Source organism: Jeotgalibacillus soli (assembly GCF_000829435.1).
Classification (GTDB): domain Bacteria; phylum Bacillota; class Bacilli; order Bacillales; family Jeotgalibacillaceae; genus Jeotgalibacillus; species Jeotgalibacillus soli.
The window spans coordinates 131,978-156,862 of record NZ_JXRP01000017.1 but is presented as its reverse complement, the minus strand read 5'-3'; the positions used below and the strand labels follow the sequence as shown (position 1 = coordinate 156,862).

At 36.3% G+C, this 24,885-nt stretch carries 34 protein-coding genes and 1 tRNA gene; 4 read left to right on the top strand and 31 right to left on the bottom strand.

Features of this window, described 5'->3' with window-relative positions; genetic code table 11:
• Positions 1-4: 4 nt before the first annotated feature.
• The 15 genes from KP78_RS20060 to KP78_RS09770 all read right to left on the bottom strand — a co-directional run bounded on the left by KP78_RS20060 (position 5) and on the right by KP78_RS09770 (position 10,542).
• On the bottom strand, positions 5-163 hold the full coding sequence (locus KP78_RS20060) for a hypothetical protein (protein ID WP_157841482.1): 159 nt from the start codon (positions 161-163) through the stop codon (positions 5-7).
• Positions 160-477, bottom strand: a complete 318-nt coding sequence (locus KP78_RS09835) for a phage head-tail connector protein (RefSeq protein ID WP_041088497.1) — start codon at positions 475-477, stop codon at positions 160-162. The genes KP78_RS20060 and KP78_RS09835 overlap by 4 nt, the downstream gene beginning before the upstream one ends.
• A 3-nt stretch (positions 478-480) precedes the next feature.
• The gene (locus KP78_RS09830) at positions 481-696 is read right to left on the bottom strand and encodes a hypothetical protein (RefSeq protein WP_041088495.1); all 216 of its coding nucleotides are present in this window, start codon (positions 694-696) and stop codon (positions 481-483) included.
• Positions 697-745: 49 nt separating this feature from the next.
• Positions 746-1,690: a major capsid protein gene (locus tag KP78_RS09825; protein WP_041088493.1), complete on the bottom strand. Its 945-nt coding sequence runs from the start codon at positions 1,688-1,690 to the stop codon at positions 746-748.
• A 13-nt stretch (positions 1,691-1,703) separates the two neighbouring features.
• The gene (locus KP78_RS09820) at positions 1,704-2,339 is read right to left on the bottom strand and encodes a phage scaffolding protein (RefSeq protein ID WP_041088491.1); all 636 of its coding nucleotides are present in this window, start codon (positions 2,337-2,339) and stop codon (positions 1,704-1,706) included.
• A 107-nt stretch (positions 2,340-2,446) separates the two neighbouring features.
• Positions 2,447-2,698: a hypothetical protein gene (locus KP78_RS09815; protein ID WP_200889221.1), complete on the bottom strand. Its 252-nt coding sequence runs from the start codon at positions 2,696-2,698 to the stop codon at positions 2,447-2,449.
• 186 nt (positions 2,699-2,884) lie between these two features.
• The gene (locus KP78_RS09810; RefSeq protein WP_041088489.1) at positions 2,885-3,904 is read right to left on the bottom strand and encodes a phage minor head protein; all 1,020 of its coding nucleotides are present in this window, start codon (positions 3,902-3,904) and stop codon (positions 2,885-2,887) included.
• A complete protein-coding gene (locus KP78_RS09805; RefSeq protein WP_041088488.1) occupies positions 3,885-5,309 on the bottom strand; it encodes a phage portal protein in 1,425 nt (474 codons plus the stop codon). The genes KP78_RS09810 and KP78_RS09805 overlap by 20 nt, the downstream gene beginning before the upstream one ends.
• A 12-nt stretch (positions 5,310-5,321) precedes the next feature.
• The gene (locus KP78_RS09800; RefSeq protein ID WP_052474761.1) at positions 5,322-6,611 is read right to left on the bottom strand and encodes a PBSX family phage terminase large subunit; all 1,290 of its coding nucleotides are present in this window, start codon (positions 6,609-6,611) and stop codon (positions 5,322-5,324) included.
• A complete protein-coding gene (locus tag KP78_RS09795; RefSeq protein WP_235420893.1) occupies positions 6,604-7,050 on the bottom strand; it encodes a terminase small subunit in 447 nt (148 codons plus the stop codon). The genes KP78_RS09800 and KP78_RS09795 overlap by 8 nt, the downstream gene beginning before the upstream one ends.
• A gap of 397 nt (positions 7,051-7,447) precedes the next feature.
• The gene (locus KP78_RS09790; protein WP_041088486.1) at positions 7,448-7,630 is read right to left on the bottom strand and encodes a hypothetical protein; all 183 of its coding nucleotides are present in this window, start codon (positions 7,628-7,630) and stop codon (positions 7,448-7,450) included.
• 175 nt (positions 7,631-7,805) lie between these two features.
• Positions 7,806-8,309 (bottom strand): hypothetical protein, encoded by a 504-nt coding sequence (locus KP78_RS09785; protein WP_041088484.1) that lies wholly within the window; start codon positions 8,307-8,309, stop codon positions 7,806-7,808.
• A gap of 1 nt (position 8,310) precedes the next feature.
• Positions 8,311-9,216 carry a DUF6731 family protein gene (locus KP78_RS09780; protein WP_041088482.1) on the bottom strand — a complete coding sequence of 302 codons (906 nt, stop codon included), beginning with the start codon at positions 9,214-9,216 and terminating at the stop codon, positions 8,311-8,313.
• Between the two features lie 249 nt (positions 9,217-9,465).
• Positions 9,466-9,753, bottom strand: coding sequence for a hypothetical protein (locus KP78_RS09775; protein ID WP_041088480.1), 288 nt, complete (start codon positions 9,751-9,753; stop codon positions 9,466-9,468).
• Between the two features lie 375 nt (positions 9,754-10,128).
• Positions 10,129-10,542, bottom strand: coding sequence for a LuxR C-terminal-related transcriptional regulator (locus KP78_RS09770; protein ID WP_041088478.1), 414 nt, complete (start codon positions 10,540-10,542; stop codon positions 10,129-10,131).
• Positions 10,543-10,737: 195 nt separating this feature from the next.
• Here KP78_RS09770 and KP78_RS09765 point away from each other — a divergent pair, with 195 nt between their 5' ends.
• Positions 10,738-11,856, top strand: coding sequence for a beta family protein (locus KP78_RS09765; protein WP_041088476.1), 1,119 nt, complete (start codon positions 10,738-10,740; stop codon positions 11,854-11,856).
• On the opposite strand, the gene KP78_RS09760 is transcribed toward KP78_RS09765, so the two are convergent.
• The 12 genes from KP78_RS09760 to KP78_RS09700 form a co-directional block, all read right to left on the bottom strand.
• Positions 11,771-12,382, bottom strand: coding sequence for a sce7726 family protein (locus KP78_RS09760; protein ID WP_041088474.1), 612 nt, complete (start codon positions 12,380-12,382; stop codon positions 11,771-11,773). The two genes, KP78_RS09765 and KP78_RS09760, sit on opposite strands and share 86 nt — an antisense overlap.
• Before the next feature lie 107 nt (positions 12,383-12,489).
• Positions 12,490-12,669, bottom strand: a complete 180-nt coding sequence (locus KP78_RS09755; RefSeq protein ID WP_041088472.1) for a DUF3954 domain-containing protein — start codon at positions 12,667-12,669, stop codon at positions 12,490-12,492.
• 80 nt (positions 12,670-12,749) lie between these two features.
• Positions 12,750-12,941: a helix-turn-helix domain-containing protein gene (locus KP78_RS09750; protein WP_041088471.1), complete on the bottom strand. Its 192-nt coding sequence runs from the start codon at positions 12,939-12,941 to the stop codon at positions 12,750-12,752.
• A 30-nt stretch (positions 12,942-12,971) separates the two neighbouring features.
• On the bottom strand, positions 12,972-13,187 hold the full coding sequence (locus KP78_RS09745; protein ID WP_041088469.1) for a hypothetical protein: 216 nt from the start codon (positions 13,185-13,187) through the stop codon (positions 12,972-12,974).
• 29 nt (positions 13,188-13,216) lie between these two features.
• Entirely contained in the window at positions 13,217-13,504 is a 288-nt protein-coding gene (locus KP78_RS09740; RefSeq protein WP_041088468.1) for a hypothetical protein, read from the bottom strand.
• Positions 13,497-14,384, bottom strand: a complete 888-nt coding sequence (locus tag KP78_RS09735) for an ATP-binding protein (protein WP_052474745.1) — start codon at positions 14,382-14,384, stop codon at positions 13,497-13,499. The genes KP78_RS09740 and KP78_RS09735 overlap by 8 nt, the downstream gene beginning before the upstream one ends.
• Complete coding sequence (locus KP78_RS18630; protein WP_052474744.1) at positions 14,302-15,153, bottom strand: hypothetical protein; 852 nt, start codon at positions 15,151-15,153, stop codon at positions 14,302-14,304. Before KP78_RS18630 ends, KP78_RS09735 begins: the two co-directional genes overlap by 83 nt.
• 105 nt (positions 15,154-15,258) lie before the next feature.
• Entirely contained in the window at positions 15,259-16,017 is a 759-nt protein-coding gene (locus KP78_RS09720) for a Rha family transcriptional regulator (protein WP_041088466.1), read from the bottom strand.
• Between the two features lie 3 nt (positions 16,018-16,020).
• Positions 16,021-16,371, bottom strand: coding sequence for a hypothetical protein (locus KP78_RS09715; RefSeq protein WP_041088464.1), 351 nt, complete (start codon positions 16,369-16,371; stop codon positions 16,021-16,023).
• Positions 16,371-16,817 carry a hypothetical protein gene (locus KP78_RS09710; protein WP_041088462.1) on the bottom strand — a complete coding sequence of 149 codons (447 nt, stop codon included), beginning with the start codon at positions 16,815-16,817 and terminating at the stop codon, positions 16,371-16,373. The genes KP78_RS09715 and KP78_RS09710 overlap by 1 nt, the downstream gene beginning before the upstream one ends.
• Positions 16,818-16,904: 87 nt before the next feature.
• A complete protein-coding gene (locus tag KP78_RS09705) occupies positions 16,905-17,453 on the bottom strand; it encodes a hypothetical protein (protein WP_041088460.1) in 549 nt (182 codons plus the stop codon).
• A gap of 76 nt (positions 17,454-17,529) precedes the next feature.
• Entirely contained in the window at positions 17,530-17,802 is a 273-nt protein-coding gene (locus tag KP78_RS09700; RefSeq protein ID WP_052474743.1) for a transcriptional regulator, read from the bottom strand.
• A gap of 186 nt (positions 17,803-17,988) precedes the next feature.
• Between KP78_RS09700 and KP78_RS09695 the strand changes: the two genes are divergently transcribed.
• Entirely contained in the window at positions 17,989-18,972 is a 984-nt protein-coding gene (locus tag KP78_RS09695) for a LexA family transcriptional regulator (protein WP_041088458.1), read from the top strand.
• 420 nt (positions 18,973-19,392) lie between these two features.
• Here the strand turns inward: KP78_RS09695 and KP78_RS09690 are convergent, their stop codons facing one another.
• From KP78_RS09690 to KP78_RS09680, 3 genes are all read right to left on the bottom strand, one after another.
• On the bottom strand, positions 19,393-19,623 hold the full coding sequence (locus KP78_RS09690) for a hypothetical protein (protein WP_041088456.1): 231 nt from the start codon (positions 19,621-19,623) through the stop codon (positions 19,393-19,395).
• A 444-nt stretch (positions 19,624-20,067) separates the two neighbouring features.
• Complete coding sequence (locus KP78_RS09685) at positions 20,068-21,795, bottom strand: hypothetical protein (protein ID WP_041088454.1); 1,728 nt, start codon at positions 21,793-21,795, stop codon at positions 20,068-20,070.
• 40 nt (positions 21,796-21,835) lie between these two features.
• Positions 21,836-22,297, bottom strand: a complete 462-nt coding sequence (locus KP78_RS09680) for a Panacea domain-containing protein (protein WP_041088452.1) — start codon at positions 22,295-22,297, stop codon at positions 21,836-21,838.
• Between the two features lie 791 nt (positions 22,298-23,088).
• On the opposite strand from KP78_RS09680, the gene KP78_RS09675 reads away from it, so the two are divergent.
• Positions 23,089-24,249, top strand: coding sequence for a tyrosine-type recombinase/integrase (locus tag KP78_RS09675; protein WP_041088450.1), 1,161 nt, complete (start codon positions 23,089-23,091; stop codon positions 24,247-24,249).
• 98 nt (positions 24,250-24,347) lie between these two features.
• Here the strand turns inward: KP78_RS09675 and KP78_RS09670 are convergent.
• Positions 24,348-24,420 (bottom strand) — tRNA-Val (locus tag KP78_RS09670).
• Between the two features lie 202 nt (positions 24,421-24,622).
• On the opposite strand from KP78_RS09670, the gene KP78_RS09665 reads away from it, so the two are divergent.
• The gene (locus tag KP78_RS09665; RefSeq protein ID WP_041088448.1) at positions 24,623-24,853 is read left to right on the top strand and encodes a WYL domain-containing protein; all 231 of its coding nucleotides are present in this window, start codon (positions 24,623-24,625) and stop codon (positions 24,851-24,853) included.
• Positions 24,854-24,885: the final 32 nt, after the last annotated feature.

Genomic DNA, 24,885 nt, shown 5'->3' with positions numbered 1-24,885 from the left:
ACGATCACTTCCCTTTTGCGGTCGATTTCTTTGCGGTTGATTCAGCTTTCTTAGGCATTTCTTCCGGATCTACTCGCTTATATCCCTGCGGCTCATATATTTCTTTGAACGATCGTTCTGTCATGATATAAGGCTTTCTGTCAGGACTCACGACTCTAATCATCCTTTAAACCTCACTTTCCTATAGGTTTGGATCTCTTTGTAATAACTAATAGGAAAATCAGTCTCATACGAATACGAAACAGTTCCCATCGAGCGAGATTTCAAACCAGATTTATTCATGTTGAACTGGCAACCTTTTGCGACGAATACTTTGACACCTGCAGGCAACTTTTCAACTCCCATGTCATCTAGGAATGCATTATTGCAATATTCCTTCGCTCTCTCGACTAACATCGGCACCATGATGTCTAAATAGGTATCATGCTGTGTTGTACCTGTCAGACCAATCATCGCTTTGATTTCTTCGATGGTCATAGATTATTCCTCCTTCTTAGGAGAACCTTTCTTTGGTGCAGCCTTTTTCTTTTCCTCCGCAGGAGTTGAATTTAGTTCATATTCGATGGCCAACAACCTTTTTTCGACTTCGATTCGCTCTGCTTCTGTTTTTTCTTTCTCAGCAAGCTCTTGTTTTACTTTCTTTTCTTCCTTCTCAGCAGCCAAGCGCCTCATACGATTAAATGCAGCTAAACCCATTCTCTTCACCTCTCAAGGCATAATAAAAGGGAGCCTGAGCCCCCAACTATTACGCGATTTTGTGTACGAATTTGACGATGCGGATATTTTTATTTTCGTAAACTCGGTTCCAGTTACCAGCAGTAGCAAGTTCAGTGTTGGATGGTGTAGCACCAGCAACAGACGTATTTGTGAATGCTACGCCACGTGGATGCATGATGAAGTGGTTACGGTTAATCAAGATGTCATCACCCTGCAATGAATCACGATCCGTTTCAGTTGGCACAGGCGCCGCACCATTCCCAAGTGCAAAAGCACCAGACCCGAAAATGTATGTTGTGTAGTTTCCGGCACTTACAGGCATAGAATCATCCACGATCACACGTTTACCCATGTAAAATGGAATTTGGGTGTTGTTTGAATCCATCTGAAACTCAATGAGATTTTGCTTTCTCAGCGATGCGTATGTCGCTGAATGAACAGCGATCGCAGTTAATTTAGATTCTGCATCACCGAGTTTGTAAGACGCATCAATGAATGTTTCTCCAACAAAATTCGGAGTAGTTGCATCTGCAGAAATATCATGTACGTTTCCACTCATAGAAGCAGAAGCGAACACGCCACCTAACGCAGATAGAGCAACCCTTTGTTGTTGACGTGCCCAATAAGCAGCCACAAGATCTCCGATCGCACCCATAGGATCATCACCAGACAATGCTTTAGCAAGGTCATTCGCTTTCCACGCGCGACCACGGGCTAGTAGTGCCGCAACGTCTTGAGCTGCAGTGATTTTATCCGGTGTCAATGGAGTCGTATCAGAAAGGACCTCATCATCACCAGTAAGGTCTTTCCAGAATGGCATGTTTAATAGCTTACCACCTGAACGGGCTAACGCATCAAATGCAGGATCACGTTCTGCAATTCCTGCCTGGACGAATGCCGATAATTGTGCTGTGCGTTCGATGACATAAGGGTTAAATACTTGTGGTACAATAACGTCTGCAATTCTTGTCATTGATTATTACCTCCTAAGCTTGCGCTTGTAGTTTTTTAGCTAAATCAGGATCTTCCCTGAATAGCCTTCCTTGCTCAGTTAGGTTGAGCGATTCCTTTTTAAATGGGTTTGGCTTGTTATAAGTGCCAGGTAGTTGTTGTCCTGCACCTTTAGGAGAACGACCAGATAATCCTGCTGGTTCTTCTTTTTCTGCAAATAAATAACCATCCGACTCTTTTAGAGAATTAAGCTGCTCTTCTAGCCCAAGTAGCTTATCTCCATCGAGTTTGATGGCTTCCGTGTTCAATAATGCAGTTACAGCTCTTGGATTCTTGGCTTGAGCACCCCTCAAAGCATCCTTTAGAGCAAAGTCAAATGATTGTTTGTCCAATTTCTCCTGGTATTCGGTATCTTTGTTTTTATTTTCATCCTGCAGGGTTTGAATTTGCTGTTTCAATGCATCATGATCGGCAGCAGATGATTTTAAAGCATCAAGCTGAGTATCACGAGTTTTTAGTTGATTCTTTAAATCCTTCACTTCATCGTTTTTCGCATCGAATTTATCTTTAGGAAACCAATTCCCATCCGAAACCACTGCAAGTTTGTTATCACCAGCCTTTTCCATCACCTGATTGTAAAGTTCTTCTCCTAGCAATTCTTTTAAGTCCATGTTGAACGCTCCTTTTAATGTTTTGTTTACGTGTCCACCTCACGCATAAGGAATACGTTTATTTAGAGTCGAACCTTTAAACGACCGGGTTTTATACCAAGAAAGAATTAAGAAATATTTTTCAATTCTGTTGCTTCTCCGTAACCTAGACCACGAATATAGACCTTGCTATTCATAACATGAGTTAATTCATCGTTATAAGCGTTATTGTAAAAGGCTTCTTTTGCATCGAATGATTTTTCTGGTACCACAATTACCTCTTCAACACCCTCTGCGACGATAGCTACAAATACGAAAGGGGAATCAGTCTCCCTTGCCGCATCAAAAGTGCTTTTTAAAGAATTTTTATTCAAACCCAATTCAATCACTCCTACTTCATATTTGCTCTTAACCCTGAGCCGGGAGATGTTGGATCACCTTACCCTTTCTCGGATTCGACTTGAGGTGTTGGGCGATTACCTTTTTTCAATTCTCTTAAAATCTCTGTGAGCGTTTTGTCAATCGACTTTAAGAGTTTTTCGTTTTTATCCAATCTGATCCACCTCCTAAGATGCCTTTTTAAGCCTTCCGTGCCACTGCTCAAACGTTTCATATTCTCTCATTACTGAAGGTGGTGAAATCTCTTTCTGAGCCTTTTTAAGAGCTTGTTTATACGTAAGTGATTCATCAGCCATCAACTTGTCAATGCGATTAGCGAGTTTCTGTTGATAGTTCGGGTCCATATAGTCACGACCTCGACGATATTCTGGCAGCATATTATTGACCAGTCTGAGCTTAACGCATCTACACTGAATATCCATTGAAGGAACATTCCACTGATGCGGTCCTTTCGCTTTCAATCCAAGGTAACGGAAATAGCCTTCTTTATCCGTTTTTTGACCGTCGAGCGTCTTGTGAGAATCTCTCACACTAAAATCAAGCGCGCTCATCCATACTCCTGTAATCTCAACAAATTTCTTTGCTGTCTCTTCAGCTTTTTCGCCTATCAAACTACGTACTCGACCACCTTCAGTTCGAGCCACAACCAACGCTCTGTTCTTGCGGAAGTTTACTGTTTTCTCAATCCTTTTCGCAATTTGCGAATAACTCTCTCCATTTTGAAACCCTTGTGCGATTTCTATATTGATCTTTCGAACAATCTCATTGCGGTGTTGCTGCAGAACGGCTGATAAGGTTAATTCAGCAATTGGATTGAGAAGAACCTCTTTAATAGTTGCCACAGATGGAATCATAAAGCCCATTTCTGAGCCTGCTGCCTTCTCGAGTAAATACGCTGTACGTAAATAGCCTTCAAGGTATTGATATTGAAAAGATTGCTGTAATTCTCGAATGATCAAACGATAATCACCAGTCAATTCTTTCGCTATGTTAGCCAGTTCTATCGCTAATCGATCCTGTTGGTTCACTTCAGTCCATCCAAGCTCACCATTCTTTTCGTATTTACGGAACATTTCAGAGATGCGGAACTGAATGCTTTTTAAACGCCTGTTAAATACCTTTTCTAGATCATCCTCGGTTTGTGCCAGAAGTTTATCCAAGAGAGCTTCAATCTCTAATTGGTTCATCCTCATCTTCACCGCCTAACGGTTCAAGCCTGGCATCAAATTCAGCCTGTTCTTTTTCTAATCGGTCTTTCTCCGTCTGCTGATCTTTAACCCAAGGGTGATTCTCTCTGATTGTTGCATTAGAAATGATGCCGACAGAATCACGAGCCATTTGAATGATTTCAAGTTCATTTGTTAGTAGCATCTTATTAAACGAGAAGGTAATATCCCGATAATCAAACTCACCTTGTCCAGATATTTTGAGATATTCCGTCACAAACCACATAAAGCGTCTAAGCGCCCGTGTGAACTTTCTTTCTAGGATGCTAGATTTCATGTCTAGTAGAGAATAAAGATTTTGCAGAGCTACACCAGAAGGCGCATCACCGATAATATCAGGATTAGGATTCACACCTTGACCAAACGCAAAAATAGACTGTTTCAACTCTTCAATCTGAGTTTTCACAGCCTCGACGGGTACTTCTGCTTTTAATGTATCGATTCCTGATCCTTCTGCAGCATCAATCGGGATCGCTTTATAACGCTTTAATTGCTTTAAAAACTCAGCCAAGTTCGTGCCTTCATAGCCCTTTAAGACGTAGATTAGAGACTGCATATCATCTAGTGTGTTCGTAATATCGGAGAACAACAGATCAAACGCATCGATCGGGTCCTTCACGAACAATAGATCACTGACTCTTTCCTCATTATTCGCAAACTCAATAAAAGGCACCTTACCCCAACTTCTGGATTGGTTGCCGTTATTGTAATGAGGTGCTGGATTGACCTCTTCCATTGCATCTGGTACCAGTTCCCCTTCTACTATCTCGTAGTACGAAACGTCAGTATCAGTCCACCATTCAAGCTTGATGATTGATTCACTGTATTCATAGAATCGAATGCCTCCAAGCAGCTCTTTACGCTTAGTCGGCTCATAGATTGGAATGAACTGTTCAGCAGGAATAATAATAAACTGGAAGACTCCATCTTCATCGATGTATGGATGCAGCCATTCTCTGCCTTTATTACTGGCATTTTTAATAAGCTCCGGCAACGTGTCCTCGAAATCCTCGCCAATCAAATCATAAAGTAGATCAAGGAATTTTTTGTCATTGGATTTAGAGCCAAATGTCATTGGTTCACCTGATAAATAAGCAGTCTTTTGATCGACCAGGAGCTTGTGAAAGCCGGATGCTAAACGATGATTGGTTGCATCTGGATCAGCGACCATGTTTCCGTTGTCGTCAGGCACCTTGATTATGCGTCTCTTTATTTCCGATTGATTAAAGTAGTATTCAACGCCTTCTGAATAGATCGAAGGGTCGAAGTCGTCATATAAACGTCTTAGCAGTTGCACATCAGTTGGTGCGTTAGTCTTAATTAGTTCAATTAATTCCTCGCCATGAGTCTTGCTGAATGGATCCACTGGCTCACCTCCTTATGTTAGTACGCTCATACCTTTCTTCCTTAATGGCTCAGTAGCATAGCGTGTTGTATCAATCGCATGATTATCTTTGTCTTCTAATCTTGCTTTTTGATCACCATTCGAATCAGTTTGATAATCAATATCCTCAAACTCCTTAGCAGCAAAAGGTGTTCTTTCGTAATCAATCACGATCTCTTCAAGATCATCAAGCCACTTTTCACCAAACTCAACCGAACCCGGACCTTTAACAGCTCCTTTGATTCTCACTCCATACGTTTTCATTTCACTGATCGACTTTGGTTCAGCACTATCAGCTATGATCATGATGGTTTGATAACCTTTTTTAACAATCCATTCTGCTGCTTCACGATTGCTGATTTTCTGGCCATAATGTTCATCCAATAGAAAAAGCCTCCTTCTCGTCTTGTCGTAATGCAAGCGAAGGAAGCAATATGGATCTGGACCGTAACCCCAGTCAATCCCTTGAACGATATTATCAAAGGAACGGAGCTCGTCATTGGTTATCTTTCTAAACGTTAGGTTATCGAACGGAACCACACCGGAACCAATGGCTTTCCCCATGTACTCCCAGTCATATTTACGAGGCTTTTTAGCTTTAACATTCTCAGCCTCTTCAATAAAGCGTTTCGATAAGTGAGGATTATCCAAGTATGTTGAATGGTCAACGAATGTGTTTGCATCAATAAAGACTGATTCATACTTTTTATTCAGCCATGATTGCTTTCGTTTTGGAGGATTGTAAGAGTAATAGAATGAGTAATCAAACGTATATGCTTTTTTTCTTGCTGATTCAGATGTAATCTTTCCGACTAGCTCTTCACGTAAAACTGAGTTTTCAATCGTCGTGACTTCATCTTCTGTTTTGAACTCAGCTAATTCCTCAATCCATAGGATCGATACAGGATATTCAGCATCTTTAATGGATTTCAGTTTCTCAGGGTCATCAGCGCCAGCAAAATAAATCTTATTCCCTCTAGGCAAATACGTAATTTCTAGATTTGACGGAACAAACTTAAAAAGATGACTGACCCCCATGACGATTGTGGCTGCTTTGATTTGTTCAAATACAGACTTCTTAATCGTGTTCTGGACTTTACGCATACAGATAGCTGAAACAGGGTATTCCATGATGTCATTGACAATCCTTAGAGGAATATGAAATGACTTACCTGATCCACGACCGCCTTTTAAGACATAGCGTAAATGTTTCTTTTTGCGCGAGGCTTTCCAGAACTTCAAAAAGTGAGGGCTGATGATCTCAGACATTCTGACCTTATTCATCGTCATCATCGTCCGGTATATCGTCGACGATCTGCACTCCCACATTCACATTAAGATTATTATTGTCTTTGAACATACCTAAATGCTTACCGATTAACTCAGTGGACCTGTTAGCACCATTTGAATCGAATTGATATTCGCCAGTTTCGACCATCATCTTTTCGACTGGATCCCATTCCAAAACAGGTTCAGCCTGCATTGATCGATCAGATATATCCATCAAGCGTTTGAGCACCCAATAAGCATCGAGATTCAATCGATCGGCACGCGTTTTCTTTAGTTCTTCTATACGCGCGGAGATTTCAACTTTCTTCAACAATCTCTGTCCTTGTGAATATGCAGTCTTTTCACTATAACCAGCTCTTATTGCTGCTTGTGTAGCGTTTAAGTCTACTAAATACTCATCAATGAACATCTGTTGTTTATCTGTGAACTTCACATCCTCTCACCCCTCTCACGCTATTCGCTTTTTCAGACATAAAAAAAGCACCCCTTTTAGGATGCTCTTAAATCAAAATAAAAGTTCAATAGATTTAATTTCACTTATTTTTCTAGATTCACCGGTTTTTTGGCTTTGAATTTCTGCATTTGGTTTTTCGTATTCTTTGAGCATAAAAGCAATTTGATCTGCGTTTAGATTAACATTATGCGTTTCTTCTCCCTAAGATGAACTGTCACTGAAATGGATAATTAATTTGTAATTTTTCATGTTATTCGCCCCCTTTTTCTCATAAATTCGAGAAAAAACAGGAAAATCCTTTAAATATTTCAAATTTTTTATATATTAAATCCTTTTTCAGACATAGAAAAAAGCACCCCGAAGGAATGCTTGATTGTCATTCAAATGTAATTGTTATAGATTTAATCTTGTCAAACTTTTGATTGATGTTAAGAGTACTGTTATTATTATAAACCAATGTATTATCTTTACTGTCGACAATAGCCTGTAAAACTTCCTTAGGACTACTTGATACAACTAATGGTATTTCTTGATCTTTATACTCAATGATTAATATCATCGTCCATCCCTCCCTCCTTTCTACTATTAATTCTTCAATAGGAACTGTATCCCTTTAACAAATTCAATGACACTCACGCTTGTGAGTACAGTGTACAGGTTTCTTTGTTTTTTAAATTATGTTAATTTCTCTTTTAAGAAAAAATTTTAAAAAACATCCTTTTCGGAAGTCATAATTAAAAATTTGGATTTGTAATTTTACCAGCTTTAACCGATGTACCTTCCTCCTCACTTTTATTTTGAAAGAAGATAAAAAATGAAATTAGAATAAACAAGACACTAAAGGATAGAAATATAATTAGGAGAAATAGCCAGATTGAATTAATTAAATTCATAATAAAAAAGTCAACATTCCCATTTGCAAATAGGACTTGGTAAACGATAGTTGTCAGTACTAAGACGAATCCTGTTAATAATGAAAAAACAGAAATCATAATAAATTCTGACCTATAGCTTCTATCATTCATTACTTCTTTTACTATTTTGGTATTAAATATAGATGCTAATACACTTAAACAGGCGCCATAAAAACCTAAGCAAATACTCGAAAGAAGTAGTATTCCATCCAAAGCTTTTTCAAACCCCTTGAATTCAAAAATAGGGAAATACATAAATACAATCCCACTTATTATTAATGATAAAACAAAAGCAATGATAATAAATAAATAGCTTAAGCGCATATCAATCCATCCTTAGTATTCGATTTCTATAGCCCCCATTTTCTCCGTTGTATAGTTCAACCATATACTCAAAAACCCTGTAAGAATTTAACTGTCTGTCATTTCTTAAATCAACTGTTTGCGATGCTTCTAATTTATGATTTATCAAATCAATTGGTTCGACAGGTGATTCCTCATGTTCTCTGGATCTTATTCTTAATTTCTCAACTTCGGGATCATTAATAAACTCTTCAAGCAATCCTACTGTGAAGTCTTGATCGATTTCGGAATCTCTTACAGACCGAGAATTGAAGGAAATTTCAATAGAATCAACGTTAGGATTTCGACCAAATAATCGTTCGATCATTCCATTTGCTTTTGCACCAACTATCTTTGTATAGACCTTTCTGTATGCAGATTGATTAAAAGCTCTTCTCTGTGCAGTGTTGTCAGTTATCATTGCAATGGAAGAATTACGAGCTGCTCCCGCATCTATTACTAATGATTGAATGAATGCACCTATGGCTGTAGGCCCTAGTGAATCTCTATTTCTTTGTATCATCAGGATGTGATTTACTGGATCGTATAGAACCGTTGCTTCATGCCCAATGAATTCGTCGGATTCTAAATCCAACATCTCAGAATCACCGTGAAGTGTTGTTCTATTCGGTAGGGCATAATTCAACCTCTCAAAAGTTAAATGATAGTATTGTGTATTATAATCAATATTTATCTGCGACAGTCTTGCCGGTTCATAGTTATAAGTATAGACTCTTTTAAATTCAGAAGTATCATTGTCTCTTGCATGCTGATATTGAGCAATAATATGATCAAATATTTCACTCAAATTTAACCAAACAGTCCGATCTTCCTCATTTTGAGTTATACTCCTAAAAAAATTAAAACCAATTCTTTTTACTCTAGACATTCCATCCCCTCCCATTTAATTATTAACTAATGAAAGTTTGAGAACAATCTCTATCACTCGTCAAATACTGACAAAAAACAAATAAAAAGAGCAAATCAAAAATGATCTGCCCTTTTGTCAGTTTTCTATGCTATAACTATAATCCATCTTAAACAAAACGTCCTTTTAAAAATCTTTCATTTTTCTTTCGTTTTTCCTTCTAAAATCTTTCATTTTTCGTCCACTTACAAAGCCTTTAGTTATCCACTTCTATTTAACACGATCGATTGTGATTTGCACTAAGGAATCGTCTAATGTTTGGGATGGTATCTCATCCTGGTACGAAACCAAAGGGGCAAGTTCAATCCAAAGACCTGTTAACTCAACTGTATTTTCTTTTTCAGCAACTTTCTTCAAACTAAATGGGTAAATTGCTATTTCGTCAAAATTAAAGTCTTCCAGAATAACGTTTTTATGATGTTCTTCGTCACCTCTAGAGAGAGTTTTTATATCAACCGTCTTCCAACCTTTTTCTCTCAATTCTTTTGCGATGTCCATCCTCAATCACTCTCCTTTTGTCATGTTATTCGCCAAAAGGTTCCATTTACCTCCATCTACTTCAAATTCCCTTTCACACACTTCACAAACGGACAAAGAACCTTGCCAGATTCTTTATTCACCCATACACACGACTTACACAACTTCTCATATGTTTTATCGCTGATTTTCACGTGATCACTCATTTCAGACATAATAAAAACGCTACCGGATATGATAGCGTTCTTTAAGAGCATTCAATTTTTATTGTTCAAGGCCCGAAGTGATTCTTTCCGGTCACTTACGCGACCTACTGCACGACTCCCCGAACCTGCCTTTAAGTTTACAAGAAAATTTTAAAAAGAAAAATTATGGTACTAATGGAACATTTGGAACCTAAGCCACATGCTCCCTTTTGTCTACTAACTTCGCCACAATGGACTCTTGAATCCTCTTAATATGAGTATGTGAGAATCCCATGTGTGCAGCTATCTTCCTGTTGCTCAATCCATCCATCGTAAGGTTTAATACTTCAATTTCTCTATCGTTGGTAATAAGGTGCATCCTGGACGTAATAAAGGCACATTTCTCACGGTAGTTATCTAATCGATTCCATTTCTTCTCTCGTCTGCATACCTCTTGTAAAACAGGATCAGAGGGGCCGCCTTGCGCTTTTGGCATAGCTGCTTCAATTCCATAAAGGGCAGTTACTTTCGCATTAGGATGCTTCAATTCTTCTTCAAGCAAAAGGATGCTGTTCATCATCCACCGATAATCCTTCAATGCGCTTTCAATCTGTTGTCTATTCATCCATTAACCCCCTACCCCCTAATAGAAAATAAAAAAGAGGACACAAACCAAGAGCGAGATGCTCTTGCTTCGTGTCCTCGGTTTTTCCGTTAGACAAAAGATATAAAATTTGAAACTTTCACAATTTTTAGACGTATTCCTATTTAACTACCTAGATCAACTTCACAAGACTAAATTACTAGGAGGAGATTTATTATGTTAAGCAAAGACCATTACGTTCCCATTTTAAAATGGAAAAGAGGTGAAAGGTCTGCTTTAGAAAACGTAAGTTCTGATCTGAAAAACAATATGACACCACTCATTGAAATTCAACCAGTCCCATTTGATCATCCAAGTGGAGATTTTAGCAAATCTCTAGATGAACATTTAAGCAATATAGGAGAACAAGTTCAAACATCATGGAATCAGTCTTCTCCTGTATTTGTGGATCTAAATACTCTTTATAATAATGAAGATTTTACTGATGATTCATTATCAACTGGTAATCATTTTGTTGAATTTGTTGTAAGCGAAATTGAATCAAAGGGTATTCCTGCTATTCCTGTAACTGGTATTTTTCGATATGTTGAATTTCACCAAGCTGTTAAAGATGTTAATAATTCTTATCAACATGGAGTTTGTATCAGATTGGTTGAAAGCGACTTAGTTGATATATCCGTATTAAGGGTAAATATAGATAACTTAATTAATTTTTTGGAAATTGAAAAAGAATCTGTCGATATAATTCTTGATTACAAACAAATTCTTTCTCAGACGGAGCAGTCTCATTTAAATAATCTTATCTTAACAATTGCTCAATTGCCTTATCTACAAGAATGGCGATCACTAATATTAGCGAGCACAGCATATCCAAGTAATCTTAGACAAATTCCAACCAACTCTAATGGAACATTACCAAGAACCGAATGGACGGTGTATCAGTCATTAAGAAATACTGGACTAGCTCGTATACCTTCTTTTAGTGATTACAATATTTCTCATCCTGATTTTGTTAATTTAGACCCAAGAATTATCAACATGGCAGCAGGAATAAAATATACTACTGCTAATGAATATTTAATATTCCGGGGAATTGGAGTGAAGAATAATGGTTTCGGGCAAATGGTCCACTTGTGTCAACAAGTATTAAATCATCCTTCATATTATGGAAGAACATTTTCAGCTGGTGACGAATACATTTACAATTGTGCTAATTCAGTTAATTCACCTGGTAATGCAGAAAGATGGGTTAATGTTGGAGTAAACCATCATCTAACATTGGTGGCTTATGATCTCGCCAACCAACACGCTGTTTCAACTGTTGATTCACGGTAATTTTTATCTCATTCACACTTAATGAATCAGACAATCTTTTATATATAACATTCCGAGGCTTGCTTAAATAACCTTTTTGTAAGCCTCGTTCTTTTAACACATTCAAAGCTTCATCTCTCCAAAGTAGTTGGCTAAGAATAAAGGGATCAATATTATTATTCACTTTTCCTTTTCTTACTTCTCTAAGGGAAATCTCATCCTTAATTTTGCTGACAAGAATTATCCCCCACCATTTCGGTATCATCTCACGAACACCTTCGAAATGCTTTCTTTGGACTACTATAGTCATTCGATCAAAAACTTTATTATAGTCTAAAATTTGGCTTGGTAATCTTAATAAATTATCGCTTTCGCTTTTAATCTCATAGCCATGTAAAACTCCATTAATGACAGCTATATCAACTCGAGATTGACCATGAATCACACCCATTTCATTTACAATACGAGTATTATGATCATTAGCATATTTTATATTTAAATGTTCTAAAAGAACCTCTCTAATGTCATGGTCTTTTAGCTTTCTCATTATTACTCACCTTCTCTTTTCTCTTTGTGATTAGATTACCACCTAAACAAAATATTTAAAACGGTCTTTTCGGAGTGTTCACAAAACTGTTTGTCATTAGATCTATTCTATATTTCACTTTGTCCTGATATTCTCTGTCTTTGGCTACGAATTACATCAATTACTGTACCGTTTTGCCATACAACTTCGTCAGTTCCAAACCCTCCAGACGGTACAGTAACTTTTGTTAGCTGTCCATCCTTTACAACATAGACAGCATTCTCCATTAAACTGATCTTTTTCTCCATAATTGGGACCTCCCTATGCTATAATAAAAGTACCAGCTTCTATTATTAGCCGGGAGGAATCCTGGCTTTTTTCATGGAGTTTAAACTATATCAAGCGCCCCAGTTGATTCAATCTCTTGCTGCTTGACCCACTTTTCCAATCCGTCCTGCGTAAAAAAAATACGCTTTCGAACTCTTACATGAGGGACTTGCTTCTCCTGTACCATTGCATATACTGTCTTGGTACATACTCCTAAATATTCAGCTGCTTGCTCTACGTTTAGTCGATTCATTCCACAACACCCTCCAGCCTGTTATAAGGATCAATCATTAAGTCTGATTCTTTCTTGTAGTGCCTTGATAAACATTTCTGTTTCCTCATCAACTAAATAAAACTCATATTTATTGGATTCGTTATAATGTTTTGGTGAAACTTCTTCGTATTCGGTTACCGTGATCATTGTTGCATCATTCTCACTATTAGAGCCTACTTCCAAACTTAAATGCCCAAAATGAAGTGCAGAATCTTTAGTAATCATCTTGTTTCCTCCTAATTTATATTTAAATGTCATATTGCTTGTTTTCTAGCTAGTCTCCTCAAATGCGCATCCAACCCAAGTTCTTCCTTCTCGATGCCAAACCTTATCCGCTCATCTTCAAGCTTTATCTCAAGCTCTCTTTTGCTTTTCTCCGCTTCACGCAAATTCCGTTCCTGACAGGCTTTCTCAGGACATGGAATCATCTTGTATCCGTACGAATAAAATTTATAGAACGCGCCTTCATCCAAACATTTCAGGCAGCTAGGCAGTGGGGCGGATGATTTTCTCCATTCTTCGGCCGTCATGTTTTTATACATGTTTTAACGCCTCCAGTCTGTGATTGAGTTCTTTTCGGTCACCTTGAATCACAACGGTAAAATCCTGACACATTTCATAAATGCGAGTGCCTAGCGCTTCATCCACTTCCACCAGTTCATCAACCGTTAGTTCTGATGAAACAAGGATCGGCTTGTGGTTTAAGTAACGATAATTGATCACAGCGTACATCTGTTCAACTTGCCAATCAGTAGCTCGAGGATTGCCCTTAACCGGTTTAAAAAGATCATCGATAAACAATATATCCACCTGTTTCATACGCTCTAATTTAGCCTCAAGCTTGCTAAAATCATCCTTCAAATTATTGCAGCCTTCCACATAAGGAAAATAGAGAACCGGCACTTGTTGTCGCTGGAGCAAGTTGTTTGAAATAGCAGTAAGCAAGTGTGTCTTTCCTGTACCTGGTTGACCAAGTAACGCAATACTATTAGCGCGAACATTACGAATCTCTTTGAAGTCCTGATAATATTCAAGCGCAGCCTCGTAAATATCTTGAATAATCTTTGGCTTCCCTTCTCTTACGAAGTTCTGAAAGCCTAACCTTTTAAATTCTTCAGTAATTTCACTGGCCTTCATCAATCGCTCGGTTCTTTTCTCCGCAATACAACTGCAGCGTTGCGAAAAGGTTGTCAACCACTCCTTAGCTCGATCTGGACTACATACGCTACCTGAAAGAAAATCCTCTTCAAGTACCTTTTCTTTGGGTGTAAAACCTTGCCATTCTGTATCTTTATGGACCCGAAAAATGATAACTCCTTTATCGAGGCATTTGGAACATTCATGCTTTACGTCTTGGGAATCTTCCGACCTGACCGTTTGTGAGAGATTCCTGTTTTGGAGTGCTGCCAGTATCTCTGCCATTGTTCTGGTCACTTGTTATCCTCCTTTTGGCAAGTATTTGTTCCTTTTTTTGCTCTGCTTCTAAACGATCGAGTATATAACTCTCACAGTATTTAAAGCTAGTGATTTTCCCATTGGGTTTCCGTTCCTCAAACTCCTTAAAGCACTGTTCAAGCAATTCGATAGTTTGGGAGACTGACACTCCACGGACGACTATCTGGACGATTGCTTGATAATCTTCAGTACTAGGATGAGAAGGACGACCTGTTTGTATTGTTTTAAGGTCAGCAAATCGCTGAGCGATTAAGTCGACGGAGTCCTCAGTAGTATTAATTACATTCTTATCTTTCTTTACATTCTTAACATTCTTTACATTCTTGTTTGTGTCAATCTGCTGTGGTTTTGCTGTCATTTTGCTGTCAATCTGTTGTGGTTCTGTTGTCAAAGTATCCTGATACTCAGACCAGTTAACGATTGATACTACGCTATATTTGTTATAAGTTTTGATGTCAAGGTTGCCCATGCTTTCGAGCTTCTTTAACCAACTCCATAACGTTGTGTCCTTCACTTGTTTACGAGGAGGAACCCCGTTATTAAACTCCTGATGCAAGCTAAATCTGCCAGTATAAAATTGTCCAGGATCAAGTTCAACTTCTTTTTTCTCAACCATAACAGTTCGTTCCTTGTGACTGGCTTTCATTAAGCAGAACATCCATAACCTGAATAAGTCTGGATCCTGCCATATAGAGGAGGCTAACGTTTTACGATACAATTTGACGTAGCCATGCACACACTTCACCTTCTTCTGTAAGAGGAGTGACGAACCACTCCTCTTTTGATATACTTGGTGTAAGGTATTTTGCGAAATGGACCACTGTTGCTGCAGTGGCCTTTTTTATGCTCTCATTGATCCTATAGACATCTCTTTTACGATGGTCATATAGATTTCCTTCAAACGAACATCGGACTCGATCACATCCATTTTGGTTGTTTTACTGACCTTCGATTTAGTAGCTCCTGCCTCTTCTAAACGATCCTTAAGATTTGCTAAACGAATATTAATGTTACACTTTGCTCGCTCTTCTAGGCGCTCGTAGCTCATTTTACGTAGATCGCTATAGTTTCCACCGGCTATGAATCCAGCTCTTTTCATCATTCGATTGATAGCATCTCTCCAATCATCATCACGTTGCAAAAAGGTTTCTTTTATCTGAACCACATTGGTAGATAGAGCCTTTATTTCTTCATCACGTCGCTTGTCTTCCAGTTCTTTTTTTGCAACTACATCGAATAGTTGCTTAAACATTTGAAGCTCCGGACTTAACCCCGCGGTGCTTGTTAACGCTCTTTCCATTTCTTCGAATCTAGTAACATAAGCAGCGGTAAACAGGACCCCCTTTTCACCAGTCATTTTATTGGCCACCATTTCGCAGCCTTTTCTCGTAAGAAGAAAACAAGGCAATAACCGGCTAGTACTGTCCTTATAAGTACTTTCGATAAAGAAATCACTGAGGGAGAAATTTCCCTGAGTAAGATGCTTGATATATCCCCGGATGGTTTTCATTAAATCGTTGTGAGGTCGGTCAATCATTTCTGCCACATCCCGACTATCTATCAGTAACTGACCGTTTTGATTAATAACTTGCAATGACATACACTACCTCCCTAGTAATCTCTCGAATGTAATGCTGATCTGTTTGTCCTTCCGTTCGCAGACCAGGGTCGTATTTTGTGCATCAGCATAAAAATTAAATTCCGCATCTCCTGCCTCAAATTTGGAACTCGTAAACCCAACGACTAAAGCCATACCTGTTTCTTTATCTATATAGCTAGAGAAGACTGATTGAACCTGGTCTTTATAAGTAATGAAGGAACAAATATCATCTCCACTGCGAACCTCGACATCCATTCTTTTGTTCTGATTCTTACGGAAGAACTCTTCTGCACGCTTTACATCCGATTGAACTAAGTGAAGAACATCCGATTGAAGTTGCACCACATCTACCATTAGACCAGTACTCCTCTTCTCGCTTTTTTCTTATTCAAGATATTCTTATACAATTCTTCGATATCAGAAAAATCTTTCTCAATGATTTGGCGAACACGATCATAAGTAAGAGACTTGTTATCAACGAGTTCTTTTAATAACGCAAGAAGTAAAGTCCTTGGATCGCATCCCTGCCTCACCATTGCTTCCATTAAGCTAACAACTTTAGGAGTCTTAATACCTTTCAAAAGTTCAATGAGTTCATTCATTTTAGGCAGCTCTTCCTCAAGAATGTGTTTCACTCGTTTTTCAGTAAGATCTTGATTAGCTGCTGCATCAAATAATGCTACAAGAACAAATTTCACATTATATCTTTCTCGAAGGACTGGTGCTAGCAGATCCATTACTCTCTCGTTACTTTCCTGTTTTTTAACCTTTGTTTTACGCTCCATTGTGGTTGTTGTCATTGTAATTCCTCCTATTTTTTGATGAATTGTGTTATAATTGATGTATAAAATATTTTGCAGTCACTGAACCTTGCTTTGGTCGGCAGTTCATGTGGTTGCTTTTTTCACTTGTGCAAATGTCGCCTTTGTAATGTATTTGAGAGAGGCAAATTTATCGTATATACGCTTCCAGATGCTCGAATAACTGATATTACTTTCTTTGCAAACTACGGCCATTAAGTGATTCATGGCAACCTCTGCTTCTGCTACTTCCTCCAGTACAAATCTAAGTTCGTCTTTTTCCCATTCCGTTAAAAGGTGTAATGGTTTAGCCATACAAAAGCTTCTTAGCTTTGCAAGAGCCTCTTCCATTTCCTCAATCGTTTTTTCCTTTACGCTTGATCGATGAAGATCGACTGCTTCCCCATCTAAATAGACGGGGCCAGTTCCGGTGTAATTCTGCCGTACAACCATTGCAAAGAATGGATCATCATATTCCTCCATCAATCCCTTTGAAATATCCTTGGGTAATTTAGTCACCCCTCTTTCATAAGCTGAGATGCTCTCCCTAGATACATTTCGATTTAGGGAGAATTTTAGTTGTGAATCCTTACCACGCAATGTTCTTACAGCTTTCCCAACACTGCCATAGCTCATGATTTTCTCCTCCTTTTTCTGCCAACCTAAATAAATATTTATTATATAATTGTTGATAGAAAGTAAAATATTAAATTTATGATGTTTTTTGAAACCTTTTTATAACTTCGTGTGGAACTTTTTCTCGATACGCAGCTGTCTTTAAATCCCAAGGGTCTATCCCCAATATCCTTGCTAAAGCATCATTAATTTTATTACTCGCAGGCGAAGTTTTTCCGTTTTTAAGTCTACTTAAATATTCCTTTGATGGTTTTGATCCAATTTGGTTTTCTATTAAATCTGCAATTTTATCAAGCTTTAATCCACTTTCCTCAACAGATTTCGAAAGCATTTCCGAATATATGCTCAAATCACTCACCTCCTTGTATTATTAATGATTGATTAATAATTATCAATCGTTATTTGTATAATAAATAATAATCAATCAAATGTCAATGGATCTGATAAATAAAAATTGATCAAATTATTTTTAATCTAAGTTGATTATTTTTTATCAATAATTTTAGGTATAATAGAAAAGTTAGGAGGAGTTATTTTGCGCTATAACGATTTATTAAACAAATATATAAAACAAAGTCAATTGTCGCTTAGAGAGATATCTAGAAGATCCAAAGATAAAGGTCACTCAGTTTCTCAAGCTTATATAAGTCAATTATTAAAAGGTGATACCCCACCTCCATCTAAAGAAGTTTCAATAGTAATAGCAGAAATAACTGGAGGAGATCCTGATAATTTATTATTGGCTGCTTACTTAGAAAAAGCTCCCGACCACATGAAAGAGTTTTTTAATAATTTTGACGTCGAGAATTATCGTTTATTAAATAACACCCTTAATAACATGAAAGAATCAGTTTACGAAAACGAAGAAGAGTTTGTTAAGGACAGAAGAAAAAGTTATTATGACAATTGCCCAGATGATCTGAAAGAAGAATTTTTAGAAAAAACTGATACACCAGAAAAATTTTTGAACTTTACTAAAAAACCTAACAAGATAATGACTGCCATCTACAAAAATTTGGGTTTTGATTTTGAAAAAGAAACTCCTGAAAATATAATAAAGAAAATTAATCAACAAATGGTTAATTTCAATAACTCAATTGATGCCATTAACCAAGAAAAGGCATTCCCAGCAGCAATTTCAATTCCATTGATTAAAAACATCCCCTCCAATGCACCTGTTTTTAGCAAATTAAATATTGAGGGGTATATAGATTTAGCAAACCCTGCTGAATATCAAGAAAACGATCTAATAATACTTAATGTAAACGATCCATCTATGTCTGGTAGTCGAATCTATTCGGGCGATAAAGCTGTAGTAAAAATAAAGACAGATTTTGAAGACGGTGATCTTGTTGTGGTGAATATCGATGATCAACATGCTACACTAAGAAAAATCAAAAAGTTGATTGATGATCAATTACTATTAACTGCATCAAATGACCAATATGAACCTATAATTATTCATAAAGATAAAGTCCGTATCATTGGAAAGGTAATCCAAGTGATATTTGAACCTTAAACAAACATAAAAAATAATTATATATTTCAATCCAGCCTCTCTCCTATGTTAATGTGGATTGATAAATTCAAATAAAAAAGCGTACCTTGCCAATACAATGGCTACTAGGTACGCTTATGTTTTTCTCATTCTTCAAAGTCAGGAGCGACTTAATTTACAAAATGCTAATTCACTTATTATCTTCTTCATTTCATAAGTATTATAATAAACAGTAGCAGTTGGTTCCTTGGGATTTGCTCCATATCATCTATTTGATAAATGTTTATAGTGAACATTCTGTTATTATCTTCTCTTCAATACTCTTTCCATGCTTGTCCCTAAAGAATATAGCTTTAGAGGCATTTAGTTCTATATCAATATACCTTCTCAAATGGTTTCATTCTTTCATAGTTTCAAATTAAATTCTTATTAGTTTTTGATTTAATCTATTGTACCTTCGCTTTTTTCAACAAAACGTAGTATTTCAGAAGCAAACTCAACTAAATCCTCTTTAGTAAATACAGTCTCTGTAATAGCTTCTTTCAGACACTCTCCATTATTATCTTCGTATATATTCAAAATGTATAATCCTGTATACCTATGAAATTCTATTTCTGATTTTACACCATGTTTTCCTAAAAATTTAACTGAATCATGGACAACTGAATCCATCTTCCCACCTCTTTTTTAAAAAATAGTAGAGTATTATATCGTTCCGTTGCTTCTTAAATTCGACATAATTTGCAGGTTATCGTTCTCAACGCTATAAAAAAATACTTCTTCAACGTGATTTTCAATATCCTATTCTTTTATGCCCGCTCACTTGTTGTAAACGCTCATAAAAACTTTAAATATTTTGCTTAATAGAGCTTTACACTTCATTACCAGAAAAGATGCGCACTTTATTTGGAGAGGCGGCATGATAGCCTTGTTGGCTGAGAATATCCCTCTCTTGGCTCGATCTCTTGCCCACAGAGGCTCCAAGTAAAGTGACAAAGTGCATACTCTAACTTCCAGTAAAATGTAAAGTGAAAGCAAGCAAAAAGTGTAAAATCTGACTTAATGTCGACATCATGCTGTCTACAATAATTTAAAATCATTTAAATTTGTCAACATTCACATTTTAATAAGAGATGCGTAGTTTGATAAATATTTTTCATTTCCTCTAGTTGAAACCAATATCCGAATTTCAGCATAAAGATCATCAAAGTGATCTTTCTTCAAAAAAATCATACCATATTCTTTATTCATTTCTTTCACCTTATGACTTAGATATTCAAAGTAATTGTTATCTCTAAGAAGAGATAACATAGGATATAGATTATTAATATTTTGATTACTAATTTTTTTGATTTTATTTGCATAGTAATACTGAAAGAAAATTAAAAAATTCGCCTTTAACAAGCAATATTTATACGAAGAATCACTAAATGGAAACATTACAGAAAATGTTTTGGATAAACTTTTACTTAATCCCATTTCATATAGGGTATTTGTAGTATCATTGTTAATTTGATATATGTGTAGCATAAATTTAGATGAATCCAAGTTTATAAGAGAAGTCTTTATTAGAAATCCAGCGCAACTATATCTTCCTAATTCTATTGATTTTACTATTGATAAATAAGTAAACTTATATATCACTTTTTCAATCTCATCAAAACCTTCTGAATTAACTTTTTGCCTTAGAAGATTAATGTTTTGGATTTTTATTCTGTTACTTCCTGAATCTATAGTTTTGGATTTAAAACTATTATAATGGTCAAGCAAAATATTAAAGGAGTCTGTAAGTTTTTTCAAATCACCCTTTTCAATAGAATTAATTATTAATGATGTCACTAGTGTAACGAAATCTTTACTATAAGAATAAATTCCACTCTGATGTTGCCATTGTTCAAGATCTCTAAGTAATATTTGAGATCTGCTGTTATTACTGGCATATAAGCTATCCAATACTCGGTGAGATGCATAAAAATATTCATCAAACATCTGATTTAATTGTTTTTCAAGATCGTCATTGGATTTAGTAGCGATTTTCCAATCCCTTTTAATATCAGGTGTTGGAGGTTCATAATATCCTGGTTTAGCATTTTCAAAACAATCCAGCAGCAGATCCAAGGCTTTATAATTATTATTTATTAATGCTACATTAATCAAATCCACTAATCCTTTTAATACAACCTTCTCTAGTGTGATGAAATAACGATTCGAATAACTCACTATTTTTGTATGAACATTTGAATCTAAAGTTATATCTTTAACAGGATCCAATAAATTTTTCCTTATTTGGTCAACTGAATTAGTAAAATCATTATTTAGGTTATATTTCTTTTTACTTAACATAATTTGAAACAATATTTCGCTACAGATGTTTATCCTCTTAAATTTATTTTCTAAGAACTTCTGGAGTTTATACTTATCTATTTCATTATTTTCATATTTTTTAAACACATCTTTAATAGCATCGAGATCCTTTTTAACTAAGTTTAGGTTACCGTTGAAATTTTTATAAATATTTAATGTATTTAACAAATGTCTATATGCGAAAAAAGCAATAGCTATCCATAAAAAATCAATTATAATCATTACAATAATTAAACAAAAACTCTCATTATTTGTTCCTTTTTGGGATTCAATATTTATTGGAAATATAATATTAATCGTTAGAAATAGTAATGAAATGAGAACAAAACCAGTATATAAAATATGTATTTTTTGCTTAAATAAAGAATAAGCTATATCTTTTTGTTCTTTATAAGCAAACAAATAGATGGTAAAGCTTAAAGGTATAATCAAATTCATAGATTTCTGAAAAAACATTACAAATTGAATGACTATTTCCACTTCTCTACCTCCGAAAAAAAAAGAGTGACAAATTCACTCTTTAATTCTTAACGTACTCTTCCCTAAAAAAGTCTCTAATATTTTCTATTGGAATTGTTTCCATTGAAGATGCGTACTCAGGTAAATCACCTCTCGCGTTTTTCCAAGGAGTTTCTTCATGGGACATTTTTTCTAATTCCTTGCCATCAAATCCTTTAAAAACTTCCCAAACCTCACGAATTAAGTCTTCTTTCCTTCTATCTAAATCACTCTCTTTAATTAAAGGGCTAGGCTGTATATCCCGATAACTATTACCTTTAAATTCGCGATATACATCAGGAACCACCGGTCCATGAGACCACGCTTGAATATCATCCTCAAATAGTCGATCGTTATAAAATGCTAAATGAAATCCTTGTACATAATAAAGAAGCTTTTGTAGTTTTAAGTTAGATATGCTTTCTTTTGTGTTTGGTTTACTTAAATTCAAAAGAAAATTGGCTACTTCAATAGCCTTTACCACATTAACACCTCCTGTGTCAAGATAAGCTTGGTTTTTAGCTTACTTATATATTATTATACGTTATAGTTCTTGACATGTATAGGTTTTAATAGTAAGATGTTAAATTTTCAAATGGTATAATTGAATGAATATTCAATATTCCTTTAAAATTTTAGATGGTATTTAAGATCCAAGACCTTGATAAAAGGAGGCAGGGTAATTATCAAAAAAAGTCAATTAATTAACCTATAAAGGAGTGATAAAATGACCAAATTTTTTGGGATTTGATTTTTGAAGATATTCCTTTGAATTTTAAAAAATATACGAAGATGCGCGCCAGGACTGTCCAGAGGGTAAGTTATTTACTGTTAAATATAAAGATGGAAATAATGGTAATGAGAAAAGCGAGAGCTTCTTTTATCAACCTGTCGATTTACACCTTGTAAAGTACGAAGAACAAAACAAGGATTTAAACTATAAGTAGAGCAACTTGATATGTCTGTTCAAAGTTTAGTTAACAGAATTATCAAAGTTGATATACATTTATATATATTACTGTGCCATTGGTTAGATGATGACGAATTTGAAGATCGTATTAACCAAAAAATAGATCACTAAAATATAGATCCGAGATATCGTAATGAGTAAACCACTTACCGGTCTATAATGATTGACGAATACCTACACCTTAAATTTATTTAATTAGATGGTTTACAATAGGCCAATATACTACCATATCAGGTTAGAGACACCATTAAACCTACCCATAAGAAAGTTATTTTATGAAATAATGGATCTAAGGAGTGATTAAAATGGGGAGTGTTAGGCAACGCGGGGATGATAAGTGGGAGTTGCGCGTCGATTTAGGGAGAGACGGGAAAGGTAAACGAATCATCCGTACCAAGACGGTCAAGGCGAAAAATAAGACAGCTGCTAATAAGCTTTTACTAGAGTACGAGTATGAGGTCATGACCGGTTCCTATCAAGCGCCAGAGAAAATTAAGTTTGCGGATTTTGTAACCGAGTGGAAAGAAAAATATGCTAGGAAGATCCTTCAAGAAAGTACAAGAGAATTGTATGATAGTGTGATTAAAAATTATTTAATCCCTGAATTCGGATCAATGGTAGTCAAAGATATTAATGCGATGAGAGTCATTCATTTTTTGGACAATGTGAAAGCATTTAAAAAAGACGGTGAGCTTTCAAGTAGTACGAAAAGGGATATTTATCGAGTGCTACGAAATGTCATGCAACGAGCTGAAGACTGGGAAGTTATTAAAAATAATCCGGTGAAAAAAATTAAGATGCCAAAGGTAGAAACGATGAAAGTGGATAATGTATATTCGATTGCCGAGGTCAAAGAATTAACCGAGAAATTACAACATGAATACTTACACTGGAAATGCTTCATTTATTTAGCCCTTTATGGGGGTTTGAGACGAAGTGAAGCTTTAGCGCTGGAATTAGATTCAATTGACACAGAAAAAGGAACGATAACTGTTTCAAAAGCGATCGTAAGAGGTGAAAAAGGGAAAGGAAAAGTAAAAGAACCGAAAACGAAAAAGAGTGGCCGTACCCTCTCCGTTCCTCAATTTGTTGTGGAATCTCTATTCTTATTATCAAAAGAAGTGAAGATAAACAAAATAAAAATGGGTCCTTCCTACAATCAAAAAGAAAACTGGTTAATCTGTAATGAATATGGCCATGCTTATTATCCTACCTCTCCAAACAAGTGGTGGAAAAAGTTTTGCCTAAGAAATGATATGCGCTATATTGCCATACACGATTTAAGACATACCCATGTATCAATTTGTCTTTATTCAGGAATCGATCCTAATACCACAAGTAAACGTGCAGGGCATTCCAGTATCAAAACAACAATCGATATTTATGGTCACCAAATCATCGAAGCTGACCAGGATGCAGCAGCAAAATTGAATGAGCAATTTAACCCGAGAAAACAGGTAAATTGAAAAATGGTAAGCGAGAGGTAAGCAAAACGGGGAATCACTCGTTTTTGGTAAGAATGAAAAAACCCCTCGAAGCCAACAGGCTCAAGGGGTTTTGAGTATGATTCCGACTGGGCTCGAACCAGCGACCTCTACCCTGTCAAGGTAGCGCTCTCCCAGCTGAGCTACGGAATCACGATCTGGGATATTGCTTATGTAGTACTTGCGACATGTTTTATTTTAATAGAAATACCTTCTTTCGTCAATTCCTTTTTGTAATAAAACATCTCCCTCCTGAATAATAATCAGCCTGCTGAGCATTTTACCTTCAGTTATTTCCAGTTGCATAAAGAACGTACGTTCTCATATAATAAAAGCAACATCAGGAGGTGACCCTATGCAGACCGGTCTTTTTAAGCGCAGTTTGGAGCAGCAGCTGTCCGTGGATATTATTTACCAATCAGCTGATGGGCATATTAGCAAACGAACCATTTCGATTATTCGTATGACACCAGATTCTCTTTATGCCTACTGTCACAAACGCCGCGCTCAGCGAACCTTTCTTCTATCCAATATTTTATCTTCACAGCCAACCCGACTTAAACACACCAGCTCACTTATTTCTTAAAAAAAGAGGCTGGCGAAGTAATATCTCGTCAG